General features: G+C 40.9%; 20 protein-coding genes. 10 read left to right on the top strand and 10 right to left on the bottom strand.

What is annotated here, in order from left to right; genetic code table 11:
• Nucleotides 1-175: 175 nt before the first annotated feature.
• Together CXF95_RS11565 and yaaA are read right to left on the bottom strand one after the other, a co-directional pair.
• Entirely contained in the window at nt 176-571 is a 396-nt protein-coding gene (locus CXF95_RS11565; RefSeq protein ID WP_101198858.1) for a DUF3718 domain-containing protein, read from the bottom strand.
• Between the two features lie 291 nt (nt 572-862).
• Complete coding sequence (gene yaaA, locus CXF95_RS11560) at nt 863-1,636, bottom strand: peroxide stress protein YaaA (RefSeq protein WP_101198857.1); 774 nt, start codon at nt 1,634-1,636, stop codon at nt 863-865.
• Between the two features lie 183 nt (nt 1,637-1,819).
• Here yaaA and CXF95_RS11555 point away from each other — a divergent pair, with 183 nt between their 5' ends.
• From CXF95_RS11555 to CXF95_RS11540, 4 genes are all read left to right on the top strand, one after another.
• Nucleotides 1,820-2,440 carry a DUF2799 domain-containing protein gene (locus CXF95_RS11555; RefSeq protein WP_101198856.1) on the top strand — a complete coding sequence of 207 codons (621 nt, stop codon included), beginning with the start codon at nt 1,820-1,822 and terminating at the stop codon, nt 2,438-2,440.
• 316 nt (nt 2,441-2,756) lie between these two features.
• Nucleotides 2,757-3,710, top strand: a complete 954-nt coding sequence (gene tal / locus CXF95_RS11550) for a transaldolase (protein ID WP_101198855.1) — start codon at nt 2,757-2,759, stop codon at nt 3,708-3,710.
• Between the two features lie 213 nt (nt 3,711-3,923).
• Nucleotides 3,924-5,567: a glucose-6-phosphate isomerase gene (gene pgi / locus CXF95_RS11545; RefSeq protein ID WP_101198854.1), complete on the top strand. Its 1,644-nt coding sequence runs from the start codon at nt 3,924-3,926 to the stop codon at nt 5,565-5,567.
• A gap of 412 nt (nt 5,568-5,979) precedes the next feature.
• Nucleotides 5,980-6,150 (top strand): DUF3545 family protein, encoded by a 171-nt coding sequence (locus CXF95_RS11540; protein WP_101198853.1) that lies wholly within the window; start codon nt 5,980-5,982, stop codon nt 6,148-6,150.
• Nucleotides 6,151-6,598: 448 nt separating this feature from the next.
• On the opposite strand, the gene CXF95_RS11530 is transcribed toward CXF95_RS11540, so the two are convergent.
• The 5 genes from CXF95_RS11530 to thrA all read right to left on the bottom strand — a co-directional run bounded on the left by CXF95_RS11530 (nt 6,599) and on the right by thrA (nt 13,867).
• A complete protein-coding gene (locus tag CXF95_RS11530) occupies nt 6,599-8,236 on the bottom strand; it encodes an FMN-binding glutamate synthase family protein (protein WP_101198851.1) in 1,638 nt (545 codons plus the stop codon).
• A gap of 135 nt (nt 8,237-8,371) precedes the next feature.
• On the bottom strand, nt 8,372-9,031 hold the full coding sequence (gene ung / locus CXF95_RS11525; RefSeq protein ID WP_101198850.1) for a uracil-DNA glycosylase: 660 nt from the start codon (nt 9,029-9,031) through the stop codon (nt 8,372-8,374).
• Nucleotides 9,032-9,040: 9 nt separating this feature from the next.
• A complete protein-coding gene (gene thrC, locus CXF95_RS11520; RefSeq protein ID WP_101198849.1) occupies nt 9,041-10,324 on the bottom strand; it encodes a threonine synthase in 1,284 nt (427 codons plus the stop codon).
• An 85-nt stretch (nt 10,325-10,409) separates the two neighbouring features.
• Nucleotides 10,410-11,405 carry a homoserine kinase gene (thrB, locus tag CXF95_RS11515; protein ID WP_101198848.1) on the bottom strand — a complete coding sequence of 332 codons (996 nt, stop codon included), beginning with the start codon at nt 11,403-11,405 and terminating at the stop codon, nt 10,410-10,412.
• Nucleotides 11,405-13,867, bottom strand: a complete 2,463-nt coding sequence (gene thrA, locus CXF95_RS11510; RefSeq protein ID WP_101198847.1) for a bifunctional aspartate kinase/homoserine dehydrogenase I — start codon at nt 13,865-13,867, stop codon at nt 11,405-11,407. Before thrA ends, thrB begins: the two co-directional genes overlap by 1 nt.
• A gap of 399 nt (nt 13,868-14,266) precedes the next feature.
• Here thrA and CXF95_RS30550 point away from each other — a divergent pair, with 399 nt between their 5' ends.
• On the top strand, nt 14,267-14,455 hold the full coding sequence (locus CXF95_RS30550; protein WP_232787796.1) for a hypothetical protein: 189 nt from the start codon (nt 14,267-14,269) through the stop codon (nt 14,453-14,455).
• 133 nt (nt 14,456-14,588) lie between these two features.
• Here CXF95_RS30550 and soxR read toward each other — a convergent pair whose 3' ends face one another.
• Both soxR and CXF95_RS11495 read right to left on the bottom strand, forming a co-directional pair.
• The gene (gene soxR / locus CXF95_RS11500) at nt 14,589-15,029 is read right to left on the bottom strand and encodes a redox-sensitive transcriptional activator SoxR (protein ID WP_101198846.1); all 441 of its coding nucleotides are present in this window, start codon (nt 15,027-15,029) and stop codon (nt 14,589-14,591) included.
• A gap of 249 nt (nt 15,030-15,278) precedes the next feature.
• A complete protein-coding gene (locus CXF95_RS11495) occupies nt 15,279-15,665 on the bottom strand; it encodes an MAPEG family protein (protein WP_101198845.1) in 387 nt (128 codons plus the stop codon).
• A gap of 55 nt (nt 15,666-15,720) precedes the next feature.
• On the opposite strand from CXF95_RS11495, the gene CXF95_RS11490 reads away from it, so the two are divergent.
• The 5 genes from CXF95_RS11490 to nspC all read left to right on the top strand — a co-directional run bounded on the left by CXF95_RS11490 (nt 15,721) and on the right by nspC (nt 20,667).
• The gene (locus CXF95_RS11490; protein WP_101198844.1) at nt 15,721-16,638 is read left to right on the top strand and encodes a 1-aminocyclopropane-1-carboxylate deaminase/D-cysteine desulfhydrase; all 918 of its coding nucleotides are present in this window, start codon (nt 15,721-15,723) and stop codon (nt 16,636-16,638) included.
• Nucleotides 16,639-16,813: 175 nt separating this feature from the next.
• Entirely contained in the window at nt 16,814-17,443 is a 630-nt protein-coding gene (gene pnuC, locus CXF95_RS11485) for a nicotinamide riboside transporter PnuC (protein WP_101198843.1), read from the top strand.
• Nucleotides 17,440-17,982, top strand: coding sequence for an AAA family ATPase (locus tag CXF95_RS11480; RefSeq protein WP_101198842.1), 543 nt, complete (start codon nt 17,440-17,442; stop codon nt 17,980-17,982). Before pnuC ends, CXF95_RS11480 begins: the two co-directional genes overlap by 4 nt.
• A 123-nt stretch (nt 17,983-18,105) precedes the next feature.
• Nucleotides 18,106-19,308, top strand: a complete 1,203-nt coding sequence (locus CXF95_RS11475; protein WP_101198841.1) for a saccharopine dehydrogenase family protein — start codon at nt 18,106-18,108, stop codon at nt 19,306-19,308.
• Nucleotides 19,309-19,527: 219 nt separating this feature from the next.
• Nucleotides 19,528-20,667 (top strand): carboxynorspermidine decarboxylase, encoded by a 1,140-nt coding sequence (nspC, locus tag CXF95_RS11470; protein WP_101198840.1) that lies wholly within the window; start codon nt 19,528-19,530, stop codon nt 20,665-20,667.
• Between the two features lie 145 nt (nt 20,668-20,812).
• Here nspC and istB read toward each other — a convergent pair whose 3' ends face one another.
• Nucleotides 20,813-21,577: an IS21-like element helper ATPase IstB gene (istB, locus tag CXF95_RS11465; RefSeq protein WP_101198245.1), complete on the bottom strand. Its 765-nt coding sequence runs from the start codon at nt 21,575-21,577 to the stop codon at nt 20,813-20,815.
• Nucleotides 21,578-21,583: the final 6 nt, after the last annotated feature.

The raw sequence follows: 21,583 nt of genomic DNA, 5'->3' as shown, positions 1-21,583 counted from the left end.
GTGGAATAAGCTCCCAGCACTCATCCTTGAGTGATGATATGTCTTTAATTTTCACCATAAAAAAATGGCCTCAAAAGAGGCCATTTTTTTATGGTGAGTTGCTTTCTATTTAAAAGAACGAGACTCACCTTCCATGTTGAACTTGTGATCCGTTAGGAAAAAGCGGTTATAAAACTTAAATTCTGCCTTTAAGCACAGCAACTATTGGAGAACTATTTAAGCCGTTTTCTGATGCCCAAGCAATAACGGTTTTGCCGTCTTGCTCAGGAGCGCTTAAGTCACCTTTAGACATTTTCTTGACCATCAAGGTACCAGTTTCAATAGCATTATTAAGCATAGCGGTGCGGATAAGGCTGTTACCACCACAAGAGATACCAGAATAATAATCTTTAAGCTTAAGTTTATAATCAGATTCAACGCGTTTCATTTTTTTACGAAGTTCACCTTTGTCATCCGCTTTAACGATAGTACAGATATTTTGAAGGGCTTCGTTTACGTCGGCTTGGGCATTGCCCACAGAGAATACAGAGATAATAGAGATGGCGATGGTAATTTTAACTATTTTCAACATGGTTAAGTTTCTCAAGTTATATTTAAGGAAAAGGTGAAACGTGTTCTGTTTCGATATTGGGCATTAAATAGTAATTTGAGTGATTGAAAAATCTACAAGGTGATACTTATGTATGGGGAATGATAACTTTACTTTTGGTATGTATTATTTGAATCTCAATGCTATGAGGCTTAAAACTTAAAGACTCATGACATAACGATGATTAGTGCATTTCATATAAAAATGGATACATCTAAACACCTCTAACACTAGTTTAAGTCAAGTAAGTACAACGTATTCCCGAACAAAATACTACTGTTCTTCCCGCGTAAACACCAACGTATTGCCCTTACTCTTTTCAGTGGAAAAATGGTATCCGGCAGAATCGAACTGTTGTAATTGGCTAACCTGAGTTAACTGATTTTGTAATATATACTTAGCCATCATGCCCCTGGCCTTTTTAGCGAAAAAGCTGATCACTTTATATTGTCCTTTTTTACAATCCTGAAATACCGGAGTGTAGATTTCAGCATTGAGAGCCTTAGGTTTAACGGCTTTAAAATATTCATTTGAAGCCAGGTTAACCAACACATTGTCACCTTGGGTATCGATTGCTTCGTTTAACTTGTGGCTAATACGCTCATCCCAAAACTGATACAAATTTTTGCATTCGCCAATGCCCAGTTTTGTGCCCATTTCTAATCGATACGCTTGCATCAAATCCAGTGGACGTAGCACTCCATATAAGCCTGATAAAATACGTAAGTGTTGCTGAGCATAGTCGAAATCTGCTTGGCTAAACGAGCTGGCATCTAACCCTGTGTATACATCACCGTTAAATGCTAATAGCGCTTGTTTCGCATTATCAATATCAAAAGGTGTGTGCCAACTGGCGTAACGGTCTGCGTTTAGGCCGGCTAACTTATCGCTGATTTTCATTAATGATCCAATTTTAGCTGGACTTAATGTTTGGCAATATTTGATCAGCGTTTGTGAATCATCCAACATCTCTGGTTGAGTATAGATGTCTGTTACTGCTGGGGTGTCATAATCGAGGTTTTTGGCGGGCGAGATAACAACTAACATTCAATGAGATCCTGTATTGATAAAACTTAGTTTTAAAAGATGGCTAAAGGGAATATGTGGGATACGTGGGCAAATACAAGTTGAATTTTAATTTTCTTTGTATTTCATAAGCGCTTCAGCCAGTATTAAGCTCAGCCGGTTTACAAACTTTCTACATAAACCGACCTTTAGATAAGGATAAATATGTACATAAAATTTTTAGGCATGACGGCCATCATTTTGTTGTTATCAAATTGCGCCAATATGAATGAATCAGATTGCTTAACCGCTGATTGGCATTTAATAGGTTTTGAAGACGGTAGTTTTGGTAAGCAAGAATCACATATTTCGCAACATAGAAAAGAGTGTGCCGAGCACGGCGTCACACCTGATTTGACGGCCTATCGCAAGGGGCATTTTGCTGGCTCTAAACGTTTTTGCACAGCAAACAACGGTTTCTCTCGAGGGCGTCAAGGCAAAGATTATAGCCGTAGTTGTCCTGAACAATTTGAAGCTGCATTTTTAGCGGGGTTCAGAGATGGCCAAACCCTCTATGGCTTAAAAAAGGTATTAAATCAACGTGCTGGGGATCTCGAAGGCACTTACAAAGATATCGATTGGCTAGAACACGCGATTACTGAAAAAAGTGAGCTTATGATTGCTGATGGTCTTAAACGAGATCAGCGAATAATGGTGAGAGACGAAATTGCCCAACATCAACAGCAACAAGTTGACCTATATGATGCCTTGCCTGAATTAAAACAGGAATTTGAAAGTGCTCTACACACATACGAGCTAGCAAAAGCTGAGTTCTCATACTATTAAATGATGAAAAAATTAACGTCTTTAACAAAACATATAAGCCACGGCTCTTAAATTAACCAAAATATTTTTGCAATTTTAAGCTGGCCTTACGATTACGTGATTTCATATAGTCGTTATTTTTGTTCGCAAAATTGGCCTTTTACTGGCGTCTGCTATTTAACGGTTATACCCTGTACCTATACTTTTTTAGTAATCTTACGGTAAGCATTAAGACATATGATAGTCAGCTTACTTCTTTGAATTCCTGAACAATTTTGCCAAGCTATACACATTAGATCGCGATAGCGAAAAAGCGTCATTACTTACTGAGGATAATATGTCTAACCAATTACAAGCACTACGAGAAATCACCACTGTTGTGGCTGACACAGGTGATATTGAAGCCATTAAAAAATACCAACCGGTAGATGCCACCACTAATCCGTCATTGTTACTTAAAGCAGCAGAAATGCCGCAGTATCAGTCTCATCTTCAAGCAGCAGTGGCTTGGGCGAAAGCACAATCTTCTGATGCTGAACAACAAATAATTGATGCTGGCGACAAATTATCTGTGACTATTGGTACCGATATCGTGAATATCGTACCTGGAAGGATCTCTACAGAAGTAGATGCTCGTTTATCATTTGACACCGCAGCTAGTATCGAAAAAGCCCATAAATTGATTAAGTTATATAAGGAAGCAGGGATCGACAAAAGTCGTATATTGATTAAGTTAGCCTCTACTTGGGAAGGAATTAAAGCAGCAGAAGTATTAGAAAAAGAAGGAATTAACTGTAACCTCACTTTGCTGTTTGGTTTTGCTCAGGCTCAAGCTTGTGCAGAAGCAGGTGCATTCTTAATTTCTCCGTTTGTGGGGCGTATTCTTGATTGGTTCAAGAACAGCACCGGAAAACCCGACTACACTTCAGCCGAAGATCCAGGTGTGGTTTCAGTCACTAAAATTTATAATTACTATAAAGATCATGGTTATAAAACGGTTGTTATGGGTGCCAGTTTCCGTAACACTGGTGAAATTACTGAATTGGCCGGTTGTGACCGTTTAACTATTGGTCCTGCCTTGCTTGAAGAATTATCACAAACTGACGCACCTTTACCCATTAAGTTAAAAGACAAGGGCGCAACCAAAACACCTGGAACGCCTTTAACTGAAGCTCAGTTCCGATGGGATATGAATCAAGACGCCATGGCGACTGAAAAATTATCTGAAGGTATTCGCAATTTTGCCGCTGACCAAGTTAAATTGGAAACCGTGTTAAGAAGCTACCTATAAGCTAAATTAATAGTTATAAAAGCGTCGAATTCGGCGCTTTTAACTATGTTATACCCAAAGCCATTGGAGTTGCAGCTAGGCGGCAAAGGAACTCAGCCCATGAGCTTAGACGTATAAGTGATTGGGGTGAGTGAGAGCAGCCAACAACGCTGCAGCTTCAAGGGAGACGGGTATAAAGGCCAGACCTAATCTTTATCCTACAGTGAGAACATTATGACAGCACTAACCGCATCCATCGCTTGGAAGAACCTTGAAAAATTAGCCACTCAAATAAAAAGCCAACATATGCGTGACTGGTTTGCTGCAGATCCACAACGTGCTGAAAACTTCACCCAAGCCGCTTGTGGTATTGAATTAGACTTTTCAAAAAATCTTATTACTGACGAAGTAATGCAAGCATTACAAGCACTTGCCACTGAATGTCAGGTAAGCCAAAAAAGCCAAGCTATGTTTGCCGGTGACATAATCAATCACACCGAAAAGCGGGCTGTACTGCATACTGCGCTGCGTAACTTTTCAGATAAACCGATAATAGTAGACGGCGAAGATGTGATGCCAGAAGTGTTAGCGTGTCAGCAAAAGATCCAAGACTTTGTTAGCAGTGTCCACAGTGGTGACCGTAAAGGTTATACCGGAAAATCACTGAAACAAATTGTCGCCATTGGCATAGGTGGTTCCTTCCTTGGTCCTAAAATAATGTCAGAAGCCCTTAAACCTTATTGGTTTGAAGGGGTAAAAGTGCACTATGTAGCGAACGTTGATGGTTGTCATATAAAAGACGTATTGGCCACTGTTGATCACCAAGAAACCTTAGTGGTGATGTCATCTAAATCATTCACCACCCAAGAAACCTTACAAAATACACTAACAGCTAAAGCATGGTTTCTAGCCGCAGGTGGGTCACAACAAGATATCGCTAAACACTTTATTGCTGTGTCTTCAAATATTCAAGCGGCCACTGAGTTTGGTATGGCCGAAGACAATATTTTTCCTTTATGGGATTGGGTGGGAGGACGTTATTCACTTTGGTCAGCGATTGGTTTACCCATTGCACTCACAATAGGTTACGACAACTACCGCGAATTATTGCAAGGTGCATTTGAAATGGATGAACATTTTCAAACGGCACCCATTGAGCAAAACTTGCCGATGATTTTAGCCTTGTTAGGTGTGTGGTATGTGAATTTCTTTGGCGCACAAAGTCATGTGTTATTGCCTTATTATCACTATTTACGTGGTTTCCCCGCTTATGTGCAACAGCTAGATATGGAAAGTAACGGTAAACGTATCGCCGGTAGTAATACGCAGGTAGATTATGCAACAGGACCAATTATATGGGGCAGTGAAGGAACTAATGGTCAACATTCGTTCCATCAACTGATCCACCAAGGAACGGTGTTAGTGCCAGCTGACTTTATGTTACCCCTGAAAGTTCCGAATCAAGATGCTACTCACCATGCCATGTTGGCCTCCAACTGTTTTGGTCAAACCCAAGCCTTAATGCAAGGTAAAACCTTCGAAGAATGTAAAACTGATTTAGCTTCAAAAGGTTTAGACGAGGGCACGCTTGAATCACTTGCTACCCATAAAACTATGCCCGGTAACAAACCAAGTAATACTTTATTATTCAAACAAGTTGATCCTAAAACCTTAGGTGCGTTGGTTGCGATGTACGAGCATAAAGTCTTTGTACAAGGTGCCATATGGGGTGTGAACTCATTCGATCAATGGGGCGTGGAACTAGGTAAAGAACTGGGTAATAAAGTGCTTGATAAATTGGTCAATACTGAAGCTAACTTGAACTTTGATGCATCAACCAATCAGTTGATTGGTAAATTTAGACAAGCGAACGGATAAACTCAGCTACGAGCTACGAGCTACGAGCTACGAGCTACGAGCTACGAGCTACGAGCTACGAGCTACGAGCTACGAGCTACGAGCTACGAGCTACGAGCTACGAGCTACGAGCTACGCAGGTATTGTTGTACTGTAACTTGTATTGTCAACCAAAAAGGGTGTCATTTTAATCAAATGACGCCCTTTTTTTATCTTTTTTTTAAAGCTAGAAGCTCCCTGCTCGAAGCTCGTAACTGCTCTTTCCTTGTCACTAAATATTCACTGTTTGTTAATAAGAGGGACAAATACTTATACTATTCTAACGTTCTGTATGGTACATAGTCTATAAGCTATTGTTTTATGTCGATAATCACAAAAGCTTGAAGGGTATTGTTGTAATCACTGCGCTATAAAAATAAGGAAGGAGAGCAAAATGGATAAGTCCGAATTATTGTCTACCTTAGATTCAGAAACCAAGTCGTCTAAAAACAAAGCAAATAAACGCAAATGGCGAGAGATTGAAGCCATCCACGACAGACAACGACTCAAACAAGAATTACGAGAGTTGGGAATGTCACCAGAAGATGATTTAGAATTTTTGTAAATGTAAATGCCCTGAAAATTCAGGGCTTTTTTATATGTGTATTCAAGGCAAATCTAAGTATCAATTGATTTGTAAGCTAGCTTCGAGCTTCGAGCTTCGAGCTTCGCAAAAATAATAAGTCTTTAAGTTAGTTGTATATCAACTGGATTTTTTCGTTTTCACTTCCAAATTTAAAAAATAAAGATCTTAAACCACCGAGGTCACAGAGCGCTTCGCTGCACAGAGGAACAGATTTCAGACTGGTTTTGTCTTTTCCTCTGTGTCCTCCTTTTCCTCTGTGGTAATAAGCTTTTGATTTTGCTTCGAGATTTACAAAAATGACCTTATGAATAATTATCCGGTTAATCAATAACGGCAGCATTTTTCATATTGTTTTTAGCTTTTTCCTAAAACTCGAAGCTCGTAACAAATAACGCTTCTTGACCAATTTATCTAACCTGATCTCTGGTTAACTAGCTACTTTTTCTAACCCAGAGTGCCCCTCGACTATATACTGCTTAGGCATAAAACTATCAGTTGATGACTCTTTCATCTCTTGGCCAAAAATATCTGGCTGACAGCTTTCTTGCAATAAACAACCCTCTGTTAAATTGAGATAAATTTCATCATAACGTTTAATGTCGGTTTGACTGACCCTTCTGTAGATGTGAGAACGATTTAACTGGTTTGGGTTCGATAAGCCAGCAGAAGAAACCAGATCAAAAGAAGCGTACACTGTCTCTTTGTGAAAGCGGGCAATACGTGTCGCTTTATCGCCCACAACCAATCCAGAAGCTAAAACGGGATCTTGGGTAGCAATGCCTGTGGGGCACTCATTAGTGTGGCACACCAAGGACTGAACACAGCCAAGCGCAACCATCATGCCCCTAGCGCTATTACACATATCGGCACCCAAAGCTAAATTTTTAACTAAGTGGAAACCGGTAAATGTCTTTCCGCTTGCAATCACTTTAATTTCTTTTTTTAGACCAAAGCCAATGAGTACGTCAACCACAAAGACCAGCGCCTCCCGCAGCGGCATGCCAACTGAATTAGAATATTCTAATGGCGCAGCACCTGTGCCACCTTCCCCACCGTCAACCGTTATAAAGTCAGGTTGGATATTCGTTTCGATCATTGCCTTACACAAAGCAATAAACTCACTTTTTCGGCCGATACATAATTTAAAACCTATTGGTTTGCCACCAGACAAATCCCTAAGCTGCTTAATAAAATGCATCATTTCCAACGGAGTAGAAAACGCCGAATGAACCGGTGGTGAGTCAACCTGAGTGCCCGGCTCTACCTGTCTGATATTGGCTATCTCGATAGTATTTTTATGTGCGGGTAAAATACCACCATGACCAGGCTTCGCACCTTGTGATAACTTGATTTCAATCATCTTGATATTATCTTTTAAGGCCGTTTTAGCAAAACTCTCAGAATCGAAACCTCCTTGTTTAGTTCGACAACCAAAGTATCCAGTCCCTATCTGCCAAACTAAATCACCGCCATGTTTTAGATGTGCAGGACTAACGCTACCCTCACCGGTATTATGGAAAAAGCCGCCTTTTTTTGCGCCTTTGTTCAACGCCTCTATCGCATTACTACTCAACGAGCCATAACTCATCGCCGATATATTAAACACACTTGCAGAATAAGGTTGTAAACAAGCTGGCCCCCCTACTTGTATTCGTTGACTTGGTGTCTCTTTATCTGCATGAATAGCGGCTAATGAGTGGCCAATCCATTCATATCCTACGGCTTGGGTATCGAGCTTAGTTCCATAAGGCACTGCATCCTGGGCACCTTTAGCACGCTGATAAATAACGGATCTGAACATTCTGTTAATCGGTACTCCATCAGTTTCAGACTCAAAAAAGTACTGACGTAAAAAAGGGCGCATAAATTCCATGATCCAGCGCCCTCGACCAACGACAGGAAAATTTCGCCATAGAGCATGTTTAGTTTGATACATGTCGTATAGGCCGATGAAAGAAATCGGAATGAGTAATAGGCTGAACCAGATAATAGTAGGCCATTTAAAACTCAGCAATAACATCACTACCCAAGCAGTGATGTTAAGGATGACAAAATTGTTTCTCATTGTATGACCTTTTTGTGGTGACTAAGAAAATGCTCTTTAGCGTTGTTATAAGAGAACTGGGTTGATAGCACTATCTTACAATAGAATGTGATGGTGATAAAAAGTTGCGCAATAATCAATTAGCTGAATAGAAAGTTATAGCTGCCAATTAATGGGACTTTTACCTTGCTGTTTTAAAAGGTCGTTGCTGTCAGAGAAATGTTTACAGCCCAAAAAACCTCGATACGCGGATAGTGGCGAAGGGTGCGGAGCACTAAGCACATGATGTTTTTGTGTATCTATCACTTCACCTTTTTTCTGAGCATGACTACCCCACAGTAAAAACACCAGACCATGACAATGTTCACTTAGTCGTTGAATAACAGCATCAGTAAATCGTTCCCAACCTATCTTTGCATGAGAGTGAGCTTGCCCTTGTTCCACTGTGAGCACAGTATTCAGTAGCAGCACTCCTTGCTCTGCCCAACTTTGTAAACAGCCATGTGGCGGTATAGTCAATCCGGATATGTCAGAGGCTAATTCTTTATATATGTTAACTAATGAAGGGGGCGTTTTAACATTGGGTAATACCGAAAAACATAAACCGTGGGCTTGATTAGGGCCGTGATAAGGATCTTGGCCTAATATCACCACTTTTACTGTATCCAGCTCAGTTAAATTGAAGGCATTAAACACATCTTCACTAGGTGGATAAATCGTTTTTCCAGCAGCCCTCTCACTTTCAACAAATTTCATCATTTTTTGAAAGTAAGGCTGCTGTTTTTCTTGATCTAAAATATCTGCCCAAGTGCTCATTAGAACTATTTAGCCCAACAAACTGAACAAGTGCGCTTTTAACACTTGGTAATCACAAGCTAATTCAACTGATAGTCCCTCTTTACCTGCACAATCTGCGAGAGGTTTTGGCAAACTGATGGGTTGGCCTAAAACATTTTCTACCGTTTCACGAAATTTAGCTGGGTGAGCGGTACCTAAGAAAATACCTGTCTGACCTTCTTCCATTTTTCTGACTAATGCTTTGTAACCAATAGCGGCATGGGGTTCACTTACGTAACCTAATTGTGCTAATTGACGCATTGCCACTTGCGTGTACTCTTCATCTACTGTGGCGCCCGAAATATCAGATTTGTCGACCAAACCATTCTCAATCATGGCTTCAATTCGCGGCCAATTGTTTGGTTGACTCACATCCATCGCATTAGACAAAGTGGCAATGGTGTCTTTAGGCTCCCATTCGCCGGTTTTTAAATATCGTGGCACAGTGTCGTTTAAGTTGGTGGCGGCGACAAAATGTTTGACGGGTAAACCCATCACTTTAGCAATAAGACCTGCGGTCAAATTACCAAAATTACCACTGGGTACTGAAATCACTAAGTCTGCACGTTCAGTTGGAGTAAGCTGTGACACTGCTTCAAAGTAATAACACACTTGCGCGGCTAATCGGCTTATATTAATAGAATTTGCAGAGTTTAGATGCAATCCGTCACGTACTTCAGGGTCATCAAAGGCGCTTTTTACCAGTTGCTGACAGGCATCAAAATCGTCTTCAATCGCCACGGTATGGATATTGCCACCAAGAGTGGTGAATAACTTCTCTTGGAGCTGGCTGATTTTTCCTTTTGGATACAAAATCACCACATTGATATTTTCGATGCCATAAAACGCATGGGCAACAGCGGCACCGGTATCTCCCGATGTAGCAGTTAAAATAGTGATCGGCTGACCATCTGAGATTTCAACTAAACACTGAGCCATAAAACGGCCGCCAAAATCTTTGAACGCTAATGTAGGTCCATGGAAAAGCTCTAAAGCATACACATTGTCGGTAACCTTAGCCAGAGGAGCGCCAAACACAAAAGCTCGCTCAACTATGCCTGCAAGCATTTCGCGCGGTAGTTCATCACCAATTAAGGTGGCTAAAACTTCTATACTGCGCTCAACAAAAGGCATAGCCAGGATTGACTCAATGTCATCAAACTTGGGTAATTGTTTAGGGAAAAACAACCCTTGGTTTTTGCCTAAACCTTTTTTTACTGCTTCTGCAAACGTGACTTGCTCAGAGGCATCTTTTAAATTTACAAGTTCCACTTTATGACCTTTTTAATACTTAAGTGTTGCACTAGTAACAGGGGGGTTGGCCTTATGTTAGTAGCTCCGATGAAAGCTATCGCTTTCAAGAATGGCTTATAGATGCGCCACTCGTGTCTAACTGACAAATATGACTAAAACCTGTGTCATTTTGAATATAATTATCGGCTAGCCATTGATTAATAATTTTAGCATTTTGTATATTATCGCACACTGCAAATACTGTTGGTCCAGAGCCTGAAATACCAAAAGCCAGCGCGCCATGTTGTTCTGCGAATTCACGAGACTCGTCAAACCTTGGCAATAATGATTTGCGATAAGGTTCGGCAATCACATCTATCATCATGGCCGCGGCGAGTTTTTCATCCTTTCGGTACAAGGCATCAGTAAATACGGCTAACTGTCGACCAAACTGAATGGTATCAGCCATGGAAACCTGTTTCGGTAAAATATTCCGCGCGGCGGCTGTCGACACACTCATACCAGAATAGCAGGACACCCAATACCAGTTTTCAAACATGGGCAATTGCAATGCTACTTGTTCTTTATGCTCGGCCATTAAGGTTAAACCACCGAGGAAGCATGGCGCAACATTATCATAATGTACACTACCGCTTATTTGCCCTTCCAGTTCACCCATCACTAACAATAATGCATTGTCTGTGAAAGGGGCCTTACCAAAATACTCAGTAAAAAACTGATTCAGGCCATGTAATGCTGCCACAATCGAGCTCGCGCTTGAACCTAAACCACTACCAATAGGTAAATGTTTATGCAGTGTCATTTTAAGTGCGGGAATAGCACTTTTTTGATGACCTTGCTGTTCTAACTCTGCAATAAAGTGCTGATAACAAAGGGTGACAATATTGCTGTTTGGATCAGTTGGCAATTTGTCAGCATAACGTCCTTTGACGTGCAAACTAAACTGCTCTGCCACTTCGATATCGACTTCATCACCTAACAAACTTCCGTCTATTGGTTTTAAAGCCGCGCCAAGTAAGTCAAAACCTAAGCTGACGTTACCGATAGAAGCGGGCGCATAGGCTCTTAGGGTCGATTTTTTGATTTTAGCGTCTGACATTAGATAGATTGCTTCCAGGGCATAGTGCGCATGACATCTGCGAATACACCTGCGGCAGTCACCGCAGCACCGGCGCCGTAACCTCGAATAACATAAGGAATAGGTTGGTAATAGTGACTATGAATGGCCAAGGCATTTTCGCCCTCTTTTACCATATACAGGGGATGAGACTCATTCACAGCTTCGATACTGACCACACATTTACCATGATCAATCGAGCCTACATACCGCAATACTTTACCTTCATTCTTCGCGGCGGCTACTTTTTGAACGTAGTAACTATCTAATTCAGGCAAACGCGCCATAAAATTTTCAATACTGCCACTGGCATCAAAATAGGATGGTAATACTGGCTCTATGGTGATGTCAGATAGTTCAAGGGTTAGACCTGATTCACGGGCCATAATCAGAAGTTTTCTGGCTACATCCATACCACTCAAATCATCACGAGGGTCAGGCTCAGTAAAACCATTCTTTTTAGCAATTTCGGTTGCCTCTGACAGACTCAAACCTTCATCTAACTTACCAAACACAAAGGATAATGAACCAGACAATATGCCCTCAAAGCGAACTAATTCGTCGCCGGCATAAAACAAGTTTTGTAAATTATCGATAACCGGTAAACCCGCACCTACTGTGGTTTCGTACAAAAATTGACGATTAGTTTTTTGAGCTGTTTCTCTTAAAAGCTTATAAAACTCAGTACTGGCGGTGTTGGCTTTTTTGTTTGGTGTGACAACATGAAAGCCATCTAACATCATCTGAGGATATTGATCAGCAATATTAGCGCTACTAGTACAGTCGATAACAACAGGGTTAACCAAGCTGTTGTCGTGTACAAAAGCTTTCAAATTATCGATAGAGAATTGTTTATCACTTTTATCTAAGTCTTCCTGCCAAGGTGCACTCAAATCAATGCCGTTTGATTGAAGCAATAATTTTTTACTATTGGCAATACCGTACACTTTTAAACTAATATTTTTTTCAAGCAAAGCAGTTTGTTGGCGAGCAATTTGGGCTAACAACTCTTTTCCAACACTACCGCAGCCTACTAAAAAAGCATCGATAGCATGTAGGTTAGAGAAAAAATTCTGATGCACAACTTTAACCGCTTTCTTAGCTTTGCTGGCTTCGATGACAGTGGAGATGGAGCGTTCAGAAGACCCCTGAGCAATAGCCACGTTATTCACTCTTGCTTGTGCCAAGGAGCTGAAGAATTTAGCCGCCAAACCTTTAGAATGGCGCATCCCATCGCCTACCAAAGTGACAATGGCCAATTCATGACGTACTTCAATAGGGTCTAGCAAATGATTGCTTAGTTCTAAAGCAAATGAGTCTTCTAATAAATCCTGTGCGCGACTGGCATCTCTACTGTGAATACAGAAACTAATGCTGTATTCAGACGAAGACTGAGTAATCAAGCTAATAGAGATATTCGCGTTAGACATAATTTCAAACACACGGCTAGCCATACCCACCATGCCTTTCATGCCAGGACCTGCCACGTTGAACATAGTCATATCATCTAAGTGTGAGATTCCTTTTACGCTAGTCCACTTAGTACTCGCTTCGTTACTAATTAAGGTACCTGGCGCTGCTGGATTGAGTGTATTGCGAATTAAACAGGGGATATGGTGTTGAGCGATGGGGCCAATTGTTTTAGGGTGTAACACTTTCGCACCAAAATAAGACAATTCCATCGCTTCTTGATAAGTCAGCTTATCAAGTAATACGGCACCATCTACTTGGTTTGGATCAGCATTATAAACACCATCTACGTCTGTCCAAATCTCACAACACTGTGCACCAAGACAAGCAGCCAAAATAGCAGCTGAATAATCTGAACCATTTCGACCTAAGGTGACTTTTTCACCCGCCGCATTCACCGCAACAAACCCAGGCATAATTAATATTTTGTCACCTGAGATATCTACATCACTAAAGCGAGCCTTACTAGCAGATACATCGGCAATGCTGTCTAAGTAATCACCTTCAGCAACAATATATTTAACCGGATCAATAATACAATTGGCATGACCTAGACTGGTCAAGATTTCACTAAATATATTCACACTCACATATTCGCCAACGCTTAACACTCTAGCGACAACCTGCTCAGGGGCACACCGCAACAATGCAAAACCTTCTAAATGCTGATTGAGTTCATTTAAAGTATGTTGAAGAAATTCACCTAATCTAGCTTGAGAAAAATTTGGAAGGCTAATTTTCAAGTCATCCAAAATACCAAACAAAACCATATTTAATTTGGCGAACAATTCGCCGTAATCTTTGCCAGATGCTGCTTCATCACACAATAGCGACAAGGCATTGGTGACGCCCTTTGGAGCAGACAATACAACTGCCGCACCGACATCGGTGTGACATGCGATACTAATGTCTTTTACTCTCAAGTAACGCTCTGCATCAGCGAGAGACGACCCGCCAAACTTCAATACCTTCATTTTTTACTTCCTTAACTGTTTTCAACACACTATGTTTATCACGTATTTTTAGCATCCAGATAACAAAAAAGCCCGCGGTGGTTGCGGGCTTTTAATGTGTAATGCGAATGCACTAGCCAGCGAACACCTTTTCAAAGGTAATAATTATCATGCCGGTTGTGAGTGATTTTATTGTTTTCATGTACGCAATTTGCCGTATAGACATCTATAAGTCAACTAGCACTTAGAGTTGTTTTGTTATTTGATATTCCTGCACCACACAACGCGCCATTATTTGAATTTTAATAGCGACAGTTATGTGGTGATTTTCACATAGCAAACAATAAAAACGAGGCGCTCGAATTCGCCGAATTGGGTAAGAATCTTGAGCAGCAGTTGCAACCGATTTCGGTCTAAACTATGCCTGCCAAATGGGTTGTCGGTATTCGGTGTTTTACCTGTTTAGCTGGATTACTGTTTCTTTCTGTCAGTCAGCTAGACGAATTTGGCCCTGAATCAAAACTCTCAATGGCTATCGCTAAAATCGAATTTGAACAAAACTTCGTCAATCAATTACAAAAAATCACTCTTCTGTCGGGCAATCGATAATACATTTTTCAGACAACAATGGCTGTTTACAAGGCACTGAGTTAGTAGACACGCTTCTACCCAAGATAAATAGCACGGCTACTGAAAACACGATTCTCATAACAGATGCTAAAGGGTATATTGCGAAACGTAATCAGTTTCTATCTAAAATAACCGGCCCTGGACCTTCTCCTTCAAGCACATCATCAGGGTTATAGATAGGACAACTTTGCATAGATAAGCAGCCACAACCTATACAACCATCGAGTGAATCTCGAAGCTTAGTCAACGCAGTAATTTGCTGATCCAGTTGTTGCTGCCAACGCATTGACAATTGCGCCCAGTCCTTTTTATCTGGAGTCCGACCATTTGGCATATCTAAGAAGGTTTGATGGATGCTGCTCAAACTTATCCCTAACTTTTGCGCTGCTTTTATGACAGAAATTCTGCGTAATACATCTCGCTTATACCGTCTTTGATTACCTTGATTGCGCCAACTTCTAATTAATCCCTTTTGTTCATAAAAGTGCAAAGTTGACACCTTCACCCCCGAACGTCTGGCGACATAACCTACTGACAAATTGGCTTCTTCCATCCCCACCACCTCTTATTAAACAAGTATTTTAAATATAGAGAAAAAAATGCTTTACCTCAAGTTAACATGAGGTTTTAAGATTCCTCTATCGAAAACAGCAAACGTTAACCAATCGAGGTAAATATGATGAAAAACCTAATAACCACTATCAAAAATCACCTTAAAAACAGCATCGAAAAAATCCTAGAAACATACAATGGCACTATGTATTTCAAGTAATGACCTACCTTATTAATAAGCAGCAGCACACTAGGGAATAGCTAACCAAACAAGTGACAAGGAAGATATAAACCCGATGCCCCAAAATGTGCTGCGTAACACATGTTTATCAAAGTAGTAGGCAACTAGGTAAACTAATCTTGAGGCAACAAATGCAATAGCAAAATATTCTGCTAATTGCTCTGCATTATTAGTGACCAGCACTGCTAGGGCGCCAGGGGTAAACATGATTAACGCTTCAAAACAATTTTCGTGAGCCGCTTTTGCTCTAGCGCCAAAACCCGATAAAGATTTTTGTTGCTCACGGGGGTTTCGATTATCATAGCCACCAGCCTTATTCATAGCCAAAGCCAAGGGCGCTTTAGCGAGAATGGGCATTAAGGTTGCTATAAATAAACAGATTATAATGATGCTCATTGTGATTCCTTTATATTAACTGTTATTTAAATAACGAGGTTAAAACAGAAATAGATTGAATAAAAATAATTTATTATCACAGTTAACAATAGCCACCTCTTCAGCTGAATCTATTATTCAACCTGATTGGGGAGCAAAAAACGGCATAACACTAGCGGTCAAGCGGGATGATTTACTGCACCCAATCATCTCGGGCAATAAGTGGCGCAAGCTAAAGCATGCTTTAATGCCTGCTATTGCCGCCAAGACAAAACATATCATCAGTTTTGGTGGCGGGTTTTCAAATCACGTGCACGCCTTAGGTTATTGCTGCCAACAACTCAATATTCAATTTACCGCGATTATCAGAGGGGATTATTCACACAACCCTAGCCCTATGTTGCAAGATTTAATCTGTTGGAAAACCAATATCCAGTATGTTGACCGACAGACATATCAACAACGAACGAACGTTACCTACCTGCAAACAATGCAACGACAATACCCAAATGCTTTGATTATTCCTGAGGGTGGTTCGCAGTTACCTGCACTCAAAGGTGTCGCTGAAATTATTGATGAACTGCAAAATTCCTATGACTATGTGTTGGCGCCGGTTGCCAGCGGAGGCACTCTTGCTGGGTTAATCACGGGGTTAATCCAGCACGGCAAACTAACAGAATGTAAAATATTAGGCATTGGTGTGCTTAAAGGTGAAGGTTACCTAGAACAACTCGTCACAGACTTATTAGAAAAGGATACACCCTCAAAAAGCTGGCACATCAATCACGATTATCATTTTGGGGGATATGCTAAGTCTAATCATGAACTCAGACAATTTTGCCAAGACTTTTATCAACAAACAAAAATTGAAATTGAGCCGGTGTATAGTGGAAAACTATTTTTTGCATTACGAGAGCTGATTGCAAAGGGATACTTTCCACAAAAAAGTCGTATTTTAGCATTACACACAGGAGGTTTGCAGGGAGCTAGATAAGTCATCATTGCTTTATTCATCAAATATACGGTAAATTGTTTGTTATGAAGTCCCGCTACTCAAATCACTTTATATATGGCTGTTTATTGTTTATACGAATTACGTTTTCCTATCCCAGCTCAAAATCATTGTTTGTTAATCTGGTGACAGCTTTCAAAAATTTTTACCCGTTATTATGAACTGGATCGAATGGCTTGAAGGTTTTGCAGGCGCTTCACCACAGGAATGGATAGCAACCCTATCAGGCTTTATCTGTGTTTATCTTGTTATCAAACGCAATATCTGGTGTTTTGCTTTTGGTTTTGTACAAGTCAGTATTTACGCTTGGATTTTTTATGACGTGAAGCTGTATTCAGATATGGCATTACACCTATTTTACATTGGTTTTCAAATCTACGGCTGGATGTTGTGGAAAAACGCTCAAGATTCAATGGGTCATGTGATAGTTAACCAAGGTACAACCAAAGAATATGGTTTATGGGTTATCGCTATTGTTGTTAGCACAATGGTACTCGGTACCATAATGACCCAATACACAGATGCTAGCTTCCCCTATCCTGATGCCTTTACGACTTGTGCTAGCTTGGCAGCACAATGGCTGCTGTCACATAAAAAATTATTGAACTGGATGTTATGGATTGTCGTAGACATTGTTGCCATTGGAATATATTGGCAAAAAGGTTTATTCCCAACATCAGCTCTGTATGCTTGTTTTTTAATAATGGCTATTATCGGTCAATGGCAATGGTATAAACACTCAACCTCTAATCCAAATAAATCAAATAAAGGACAGCGCATTTCGTGATCAAAAAAATTGTCTTTTTAGGTGGCCCTTCCACAGGTAAAACCACCTTATGTGAAGTGTTGGCCGATGAGCTAAATAGCATAACAGTACCTGAATATGGTCGAGATTACTGGTTACAACATCAAGTCGACCGTCGATTGTCGCCCAAACAGTTGTTGCATATTGCGCAAACTCAAAACCAATGGGAAGACATTGCATCCTCTAGGGCTAACAAATATCTATTCTGTGATACCAGCGCTTTTACTACTTGGCACTTTGCCATGCATTACCACCAATCAGCATTGCCAGAGTTATCGCAGCTTGCGACTCAATGTTGGCAACGTTACGATTTAGTGGTGCTCTGTGATGATGATATCCCTTACGACGATACATGGGAGCGTTCAGGCGATGCCAATCGTCACGAATTTCAGCTATTTAATCGTCAATACCTTAAAGAACATCGCATCAAACACATACTGGTATCCGGTGACATCGCACAAAGAAAACAAACGGTGCTGAAGTCACTAGGTCTGGTATCAGTTGAAATGTGCACATATTGATACAACAAACCCCACTGGGGATTAAGCAAACTCAGCTGCGTTTTTCAATATTCAATTTGCACCACAATAAATTACTGCTAGCATTCAACTTTTATATGTAATCTTGTTTATTAGGAACTCACTATGTCTCGCGTTCTAATCATCGGTGCTGGCGGCGTTGCCGCTGTCACCATAAAAAAATGTGCTCGTTTGCCTGAATTATTTGATGAAATATACCTAGCAAGTCGCACGGTTTCAAAATGTGCAGCACTACAAAAAGAAGTCGGTTTAGACCGAGTAAAAGGCGTATTTGCTGTTGATGCCGATCATGCCAGTGAAGTGGTTGCTGTCATCAACCAAGTCAAACCTGATTTGGTGGTTAACTTGGCTCTGCCTTACCAAGACTTAGCCATAATGGATGCTTGCTTAGAAACAGGTGTGGATTACATGGACACCGCTAATTACGAACCCAAAGATGTCGCTAAATTCGAATATTCCTGGCAATGGGCTTACCAAGAAAAGTTCCAAAAAGCCGGCTTAATGGCCTTATTAGGAAGCGGTTTTGATCCCGGTGTGACCAATGTTTACACCGCTTATGCGGCCAAACATTATTTTGATGAAATTCATTATCTAGATATAGTTGACTGTAACGGCGGTGATCACGGTCAAGCCTTTGCAACTAACTTCAACCCAGAAATTAATATTCGCGAAATCACTCAGCGTGGACGTTTTTATGAAAACGGTGAATGGAAAGAAACAGATCCATTAAGCGTACGGGAAGACTTGGACTATCAAAATATCGGAGTCCGGGCTTCGTACTTGATGTTCCATGAAGAATTGGAATCACTGGTCAAACACTTCCCTACCCTTAAACGTGCACGTTTTTGGATGACCTTTGGTGACGCTTATCTGACCCACCTCAAAGTACTTGAAGGTATCGGCATGACAAGTATCGCGCCTATCGACTTCCAAGGTCAGCAAATTATACCTTTAGAGTTTTTAAAAGCGGTGTTACCTGATCCCGGTTCATTGGCTGACGGTTACACGGGGCAAACCTGTATCGGTACCTATATAACCGGCATAAAAGATGGCCAAGAAAAAACCATCTTTATCTACAATAATTGTGAACATGCTAAGTGCCATGAGGAAGTCGGTGCCCAAGCAGTGTCTTATACAACAGGTGTACCAGCCATGATAGGTGCGGCACTTATATTAAACGGTACTTGGAAAAAACCTGGCGTGTGGAATATGGAACAATTCGATCCAGACCCCTTTATGGAGATGCTAAATACTCATGGCTTGCCTTGGCATGTGATCGAATGTGACGCAAGTCCGTTTATGAGATAACAGCAGCTTTGAACCTCTAGCTGCGGGTAGCGAGCTAAAAACTCTCGTAGCTCGTAGCTCGTAGCTCGTAGCTCGTAGCTCGTAGCTCGTAGCTCGTAGCTCGTAGCTAAAATTATCAAGAGGCTTTGTCTCATTAGTAAAGCCTTTTTTCTTTAATTCCCAGATTGGCAAAGTTATCCTTATCCGCCAATTTATTTTGTGAGCAAAAGTAGCCTTTTTATGCAAGATCCTATGTTAAACCCAGCTATTCCTTCACCTTGTTATGTTTGTGAAGAGGCCAAACTCGAAGCCAATTTGCAGCTAATGCAGCACGTACAAAAAGAAAGTGGCGTAGAGATAATACTGGCCCTCAAAGGATTTTCTATGTGGTCAACCTTTGAAATGGTGGGTCAATACCTACAGGGGTCGACCGCCAGCGCGGTATGGGAAGCCAGATTAGGAAAAGAAGAAATAGGCAAACAGGTTCATGCCTATTCACCCGCCTTTAAACCTGCAGACATTGATGAGTTGGTTAACTTAGTTGACCATATTTCCTTTAATAGTTTGGGCCAGTGGCAAAGATATAAACAACAAATTCTTGATTCAAGAGTATCTGCGGGTCTGCGAGTTAACCCTGAACATCAAGAAGCCGAGACTGAGCTGTACGATCCTAGCGCCCCAGGCTCACGTCTTGGTATCCGCGCACAAGACTTACACAGTGCAGATATAAGAGGTATAGAAGGTTTACATATCCACAATTTATGTGAATCTGATTCATTTGCAACCGAACGCACTATCAAAGCGGTAGAAGAGAAATTTGCAAAATGGTTACCAAATTTAAAGTGGATTAACTTTGGTGGTGGGCACTTGATGACTCGCCAAGGGTATAACGTTAATCATTTAGTCGATACGTTAAAAGCCTTTAGAGAACGGCATCCTCATTTAACCGTGATCCTTGAACCAGGTTCGGCAGTGGCTTGGCAAACGGGCACTTTAGTAGCAGAAGTGGTAGATATAGTAGAAAACCAAGACAAAATAGCCATCTTAGATATCTCAGCCACGGCCCATATGCCTGATGTATTAGAAATGCCCTATCGGCCTGATGTTCGCGGTGCAGGCAAAGCAGGCGAGAAAGCTTATACTTATAGATTCGGTGGCAACTCCTGTTTAGCCGGTGATGCCATTGATTTATACAGCTTTGATCACGAATTACAAATAGGTGAACGGATAATATTTGAAGATATGATGCACTACACTATGGTCAAAACCACCTTCTTTAATGGCGTTGAACATCCCTCCATCGGTATTATTCGCAAAGAGGGTAATTTTGAGCTGGTGCGTAAGTTTGAGTACCAAGACTTTAAAGACAAACTGTCTTAAATGTCACGTAAAGCGTTCTTTTTGTAAAATACACTTGACATAACATATCTAGACGTTAAACTAAGTTGCGTAATAACATGAAACCGATCGGTCAATAACATTGAAGACGATCACTTTTTTGTCTTCCAGTAGAACTCAGTAAAATCTAACTTGTGTGATCGGCTTCAGTCAAGGAATTTAGTTTTTTTCGCATGGATTCGCCTTTTAATTCTAACTTAATTGCCCCGTGAACAAGCCGATCTAGGATCGCATCTGCATGCGTGGATTCCCCGATCATATCGTACCAATTTTCTATCGGTAATTGACTCGCAATCAGTGTCGATTTTGTGTCATACCTCGCATCTATTAACTCAAGTAAATCACTGCGTTGTTGCCCCGTTAATGGCTCTAATCCCCAATCGTCTAAGATCAGTAAGTTCGCTGATGTGAGTTTGTTAATAAACTTTCGATAACTGCCATCCGCTTGTGCCATAAACATCTTTTCAAGCAATTCTTTGAGCCTAAAGTAGTAAACGTTTTCTCCCTGCTGGCAGTGGTTATGGCCCAACGCACAAGCAAGGTAGGTTTTACCGCAACCTGTTGCTCCTGTGATCAGTATGTTTTGGTGAAGACGAAGCCATTCACCTTGCGCTAATGAGCGGATCTGCGTTTTGTTTAACTGCCTCGACGCACCATAATCCAACTGTGCTAATGTCCCGTTCACTCTAAATTTGGCTTGGCGGGTCAGTCGGTCAATTTTACGTTGATCTCGCTGGGTTATTTCATGGTCAAGCAATAAACATAACCGCTCTTCGAAGCTTTGTTCGACGTATAGATTGGGTTGTTCACTTTGTTGTGATAACGCATCACGTATGCCGCTTAGCTTTAGCATGACTAATTGAGTATTGATTTGTTGCGTCACTGATTGCATGTTGTT

The organism is Paraglaciecola sp. MB-3u-78, from assembly GCF_002835935.1.
GTDB lineage: Bacteria > Pseudomonadota > Gammaproteobacteria > Enterobacterales > Alteromonadaceae > Paraglaciecola.
The sequence above is the reverse complement of the archived record's forward strand: the minus strand, read 5'-3'. Positions and strand labels throughout refer to the sequence as shown.

Excerpts from the sequence above, each read along its gene's own strand:
- CXF95_RS11565 (WP_101198858.1), bottom strand. The coding sequence starts at position 571 with ATGTTGAAAATAGTTAAAATTACCATCGCCATCTCTATTATCTCTGTA.
- yaaA (WP_101198857.1), bottom strand. The coding sequence starts at position 1,636 with ATGTTAGTTGTTATCTCGCCCGCCAAAAACCTCGATTATGACACCCCA.
- CXF95_RS11555 (WP_101198856.1), top strand. The coding sequence starts at position 1,820 with ATGTACATAAAATTTTTAGGCATGACGGCCATCATTTTGTTGTTATCA.
- tal (WP_101198855.1), top strand. The coding sequence starts at position 2,757 with ATGTCTAACCAATTACAAGCACTACGAGAAATCACCACTGTTGTGGCT.
- pgi (WP_101198854.1), top strand. The coding sequence starts at position 3,924 with ATGACAGCACTAACCGCATCCATCGCTTGGAAGAACCTTGAAAAATTA.
- CXF95_RS11540 (WP_101198853.1), top strand. The coding sequence starts at position 5,980 with ATGGATAAGTCCGAATTATTGTCTACCTTAGATTCAGAAACCAAGTCG.
- CXF95_RS11530 (WP_101198851.1), bottom strand. The coding sequence starts at position 8,236 with ATGAGAAACAATTTTGTCATCCTTAACATCACTGCTTGGGTAGTGATG.
- ung (WP_101198850.1), bottom strand. The coding sequence starts at position 9,031 with ATGAGCACTTGGGCAGATATTTTAGATCAAGAAAAACAGCAGCCTTAC.
- thrB (WP_101198848.1), bottom strand. The coding sequence starts at position 11,405 with ATGTCAGACGCTAAAATCAAAAAATCGACCCTAAGAGCCTATGCGCCC.
- thrA (WP_101198847.1), bottom strand. The coding sequence starts at position 13,867 with ATGAAGGTATTGAAGTTTGGCGGGTCGTCTCTCGCTGATGCAGAGCGT.
- CXF95_RS30550 (WP_232787796.1), top strand. The coding sequence starts at position 14,267 with ATGCCTGCCAAATGGGTTGTCGGTATTCGGTGTTTTACCTGTTTAGCT.
- soxR (WP_101198846.1), bottom strand. The coding sequence starts at position 15,029 with ATGGAAGAAGCCAATTTGTCAGTAGGTTATGTCGCCAGACGTTCGGGG.
- CXF95_RS11495 (WP_101198845.1), bottom strand. The coding sequence starts at position 15,665 with ATGAGCATCATTATAATCTGTTTATTTATAGCAACCTTAATGCCCATT.
- pnuC (WP_101198843.1), top strand. The coding sequence starts at position 16,814 with ATGAACTGGATCGAATGGCTTGAAGGTTTTGCAGGCGCTTCACCACAG.
- CXF95_RS11475 (WP_101198841.1), top strand. The coding sequence starts at position 18,106 with ATGTCTCGCGTTCTAATCATCGGTGCTGGCGGCGTTGCCGCTGTCACC.
- nspC (WP_101198840.1), top strand. The coding sequence starts at position 19,528 with ATGCAAGATCCTATGTTAAACCCAGCTATTCCTTCACCTTGTTATGTT.
- istB (WP_101198245.1), bottom strand. The coding sequence starts at position 21,577 with ATGCAATCAGTGACGCAACAAATCAATACTCAATTAGTCATGCTAAAG.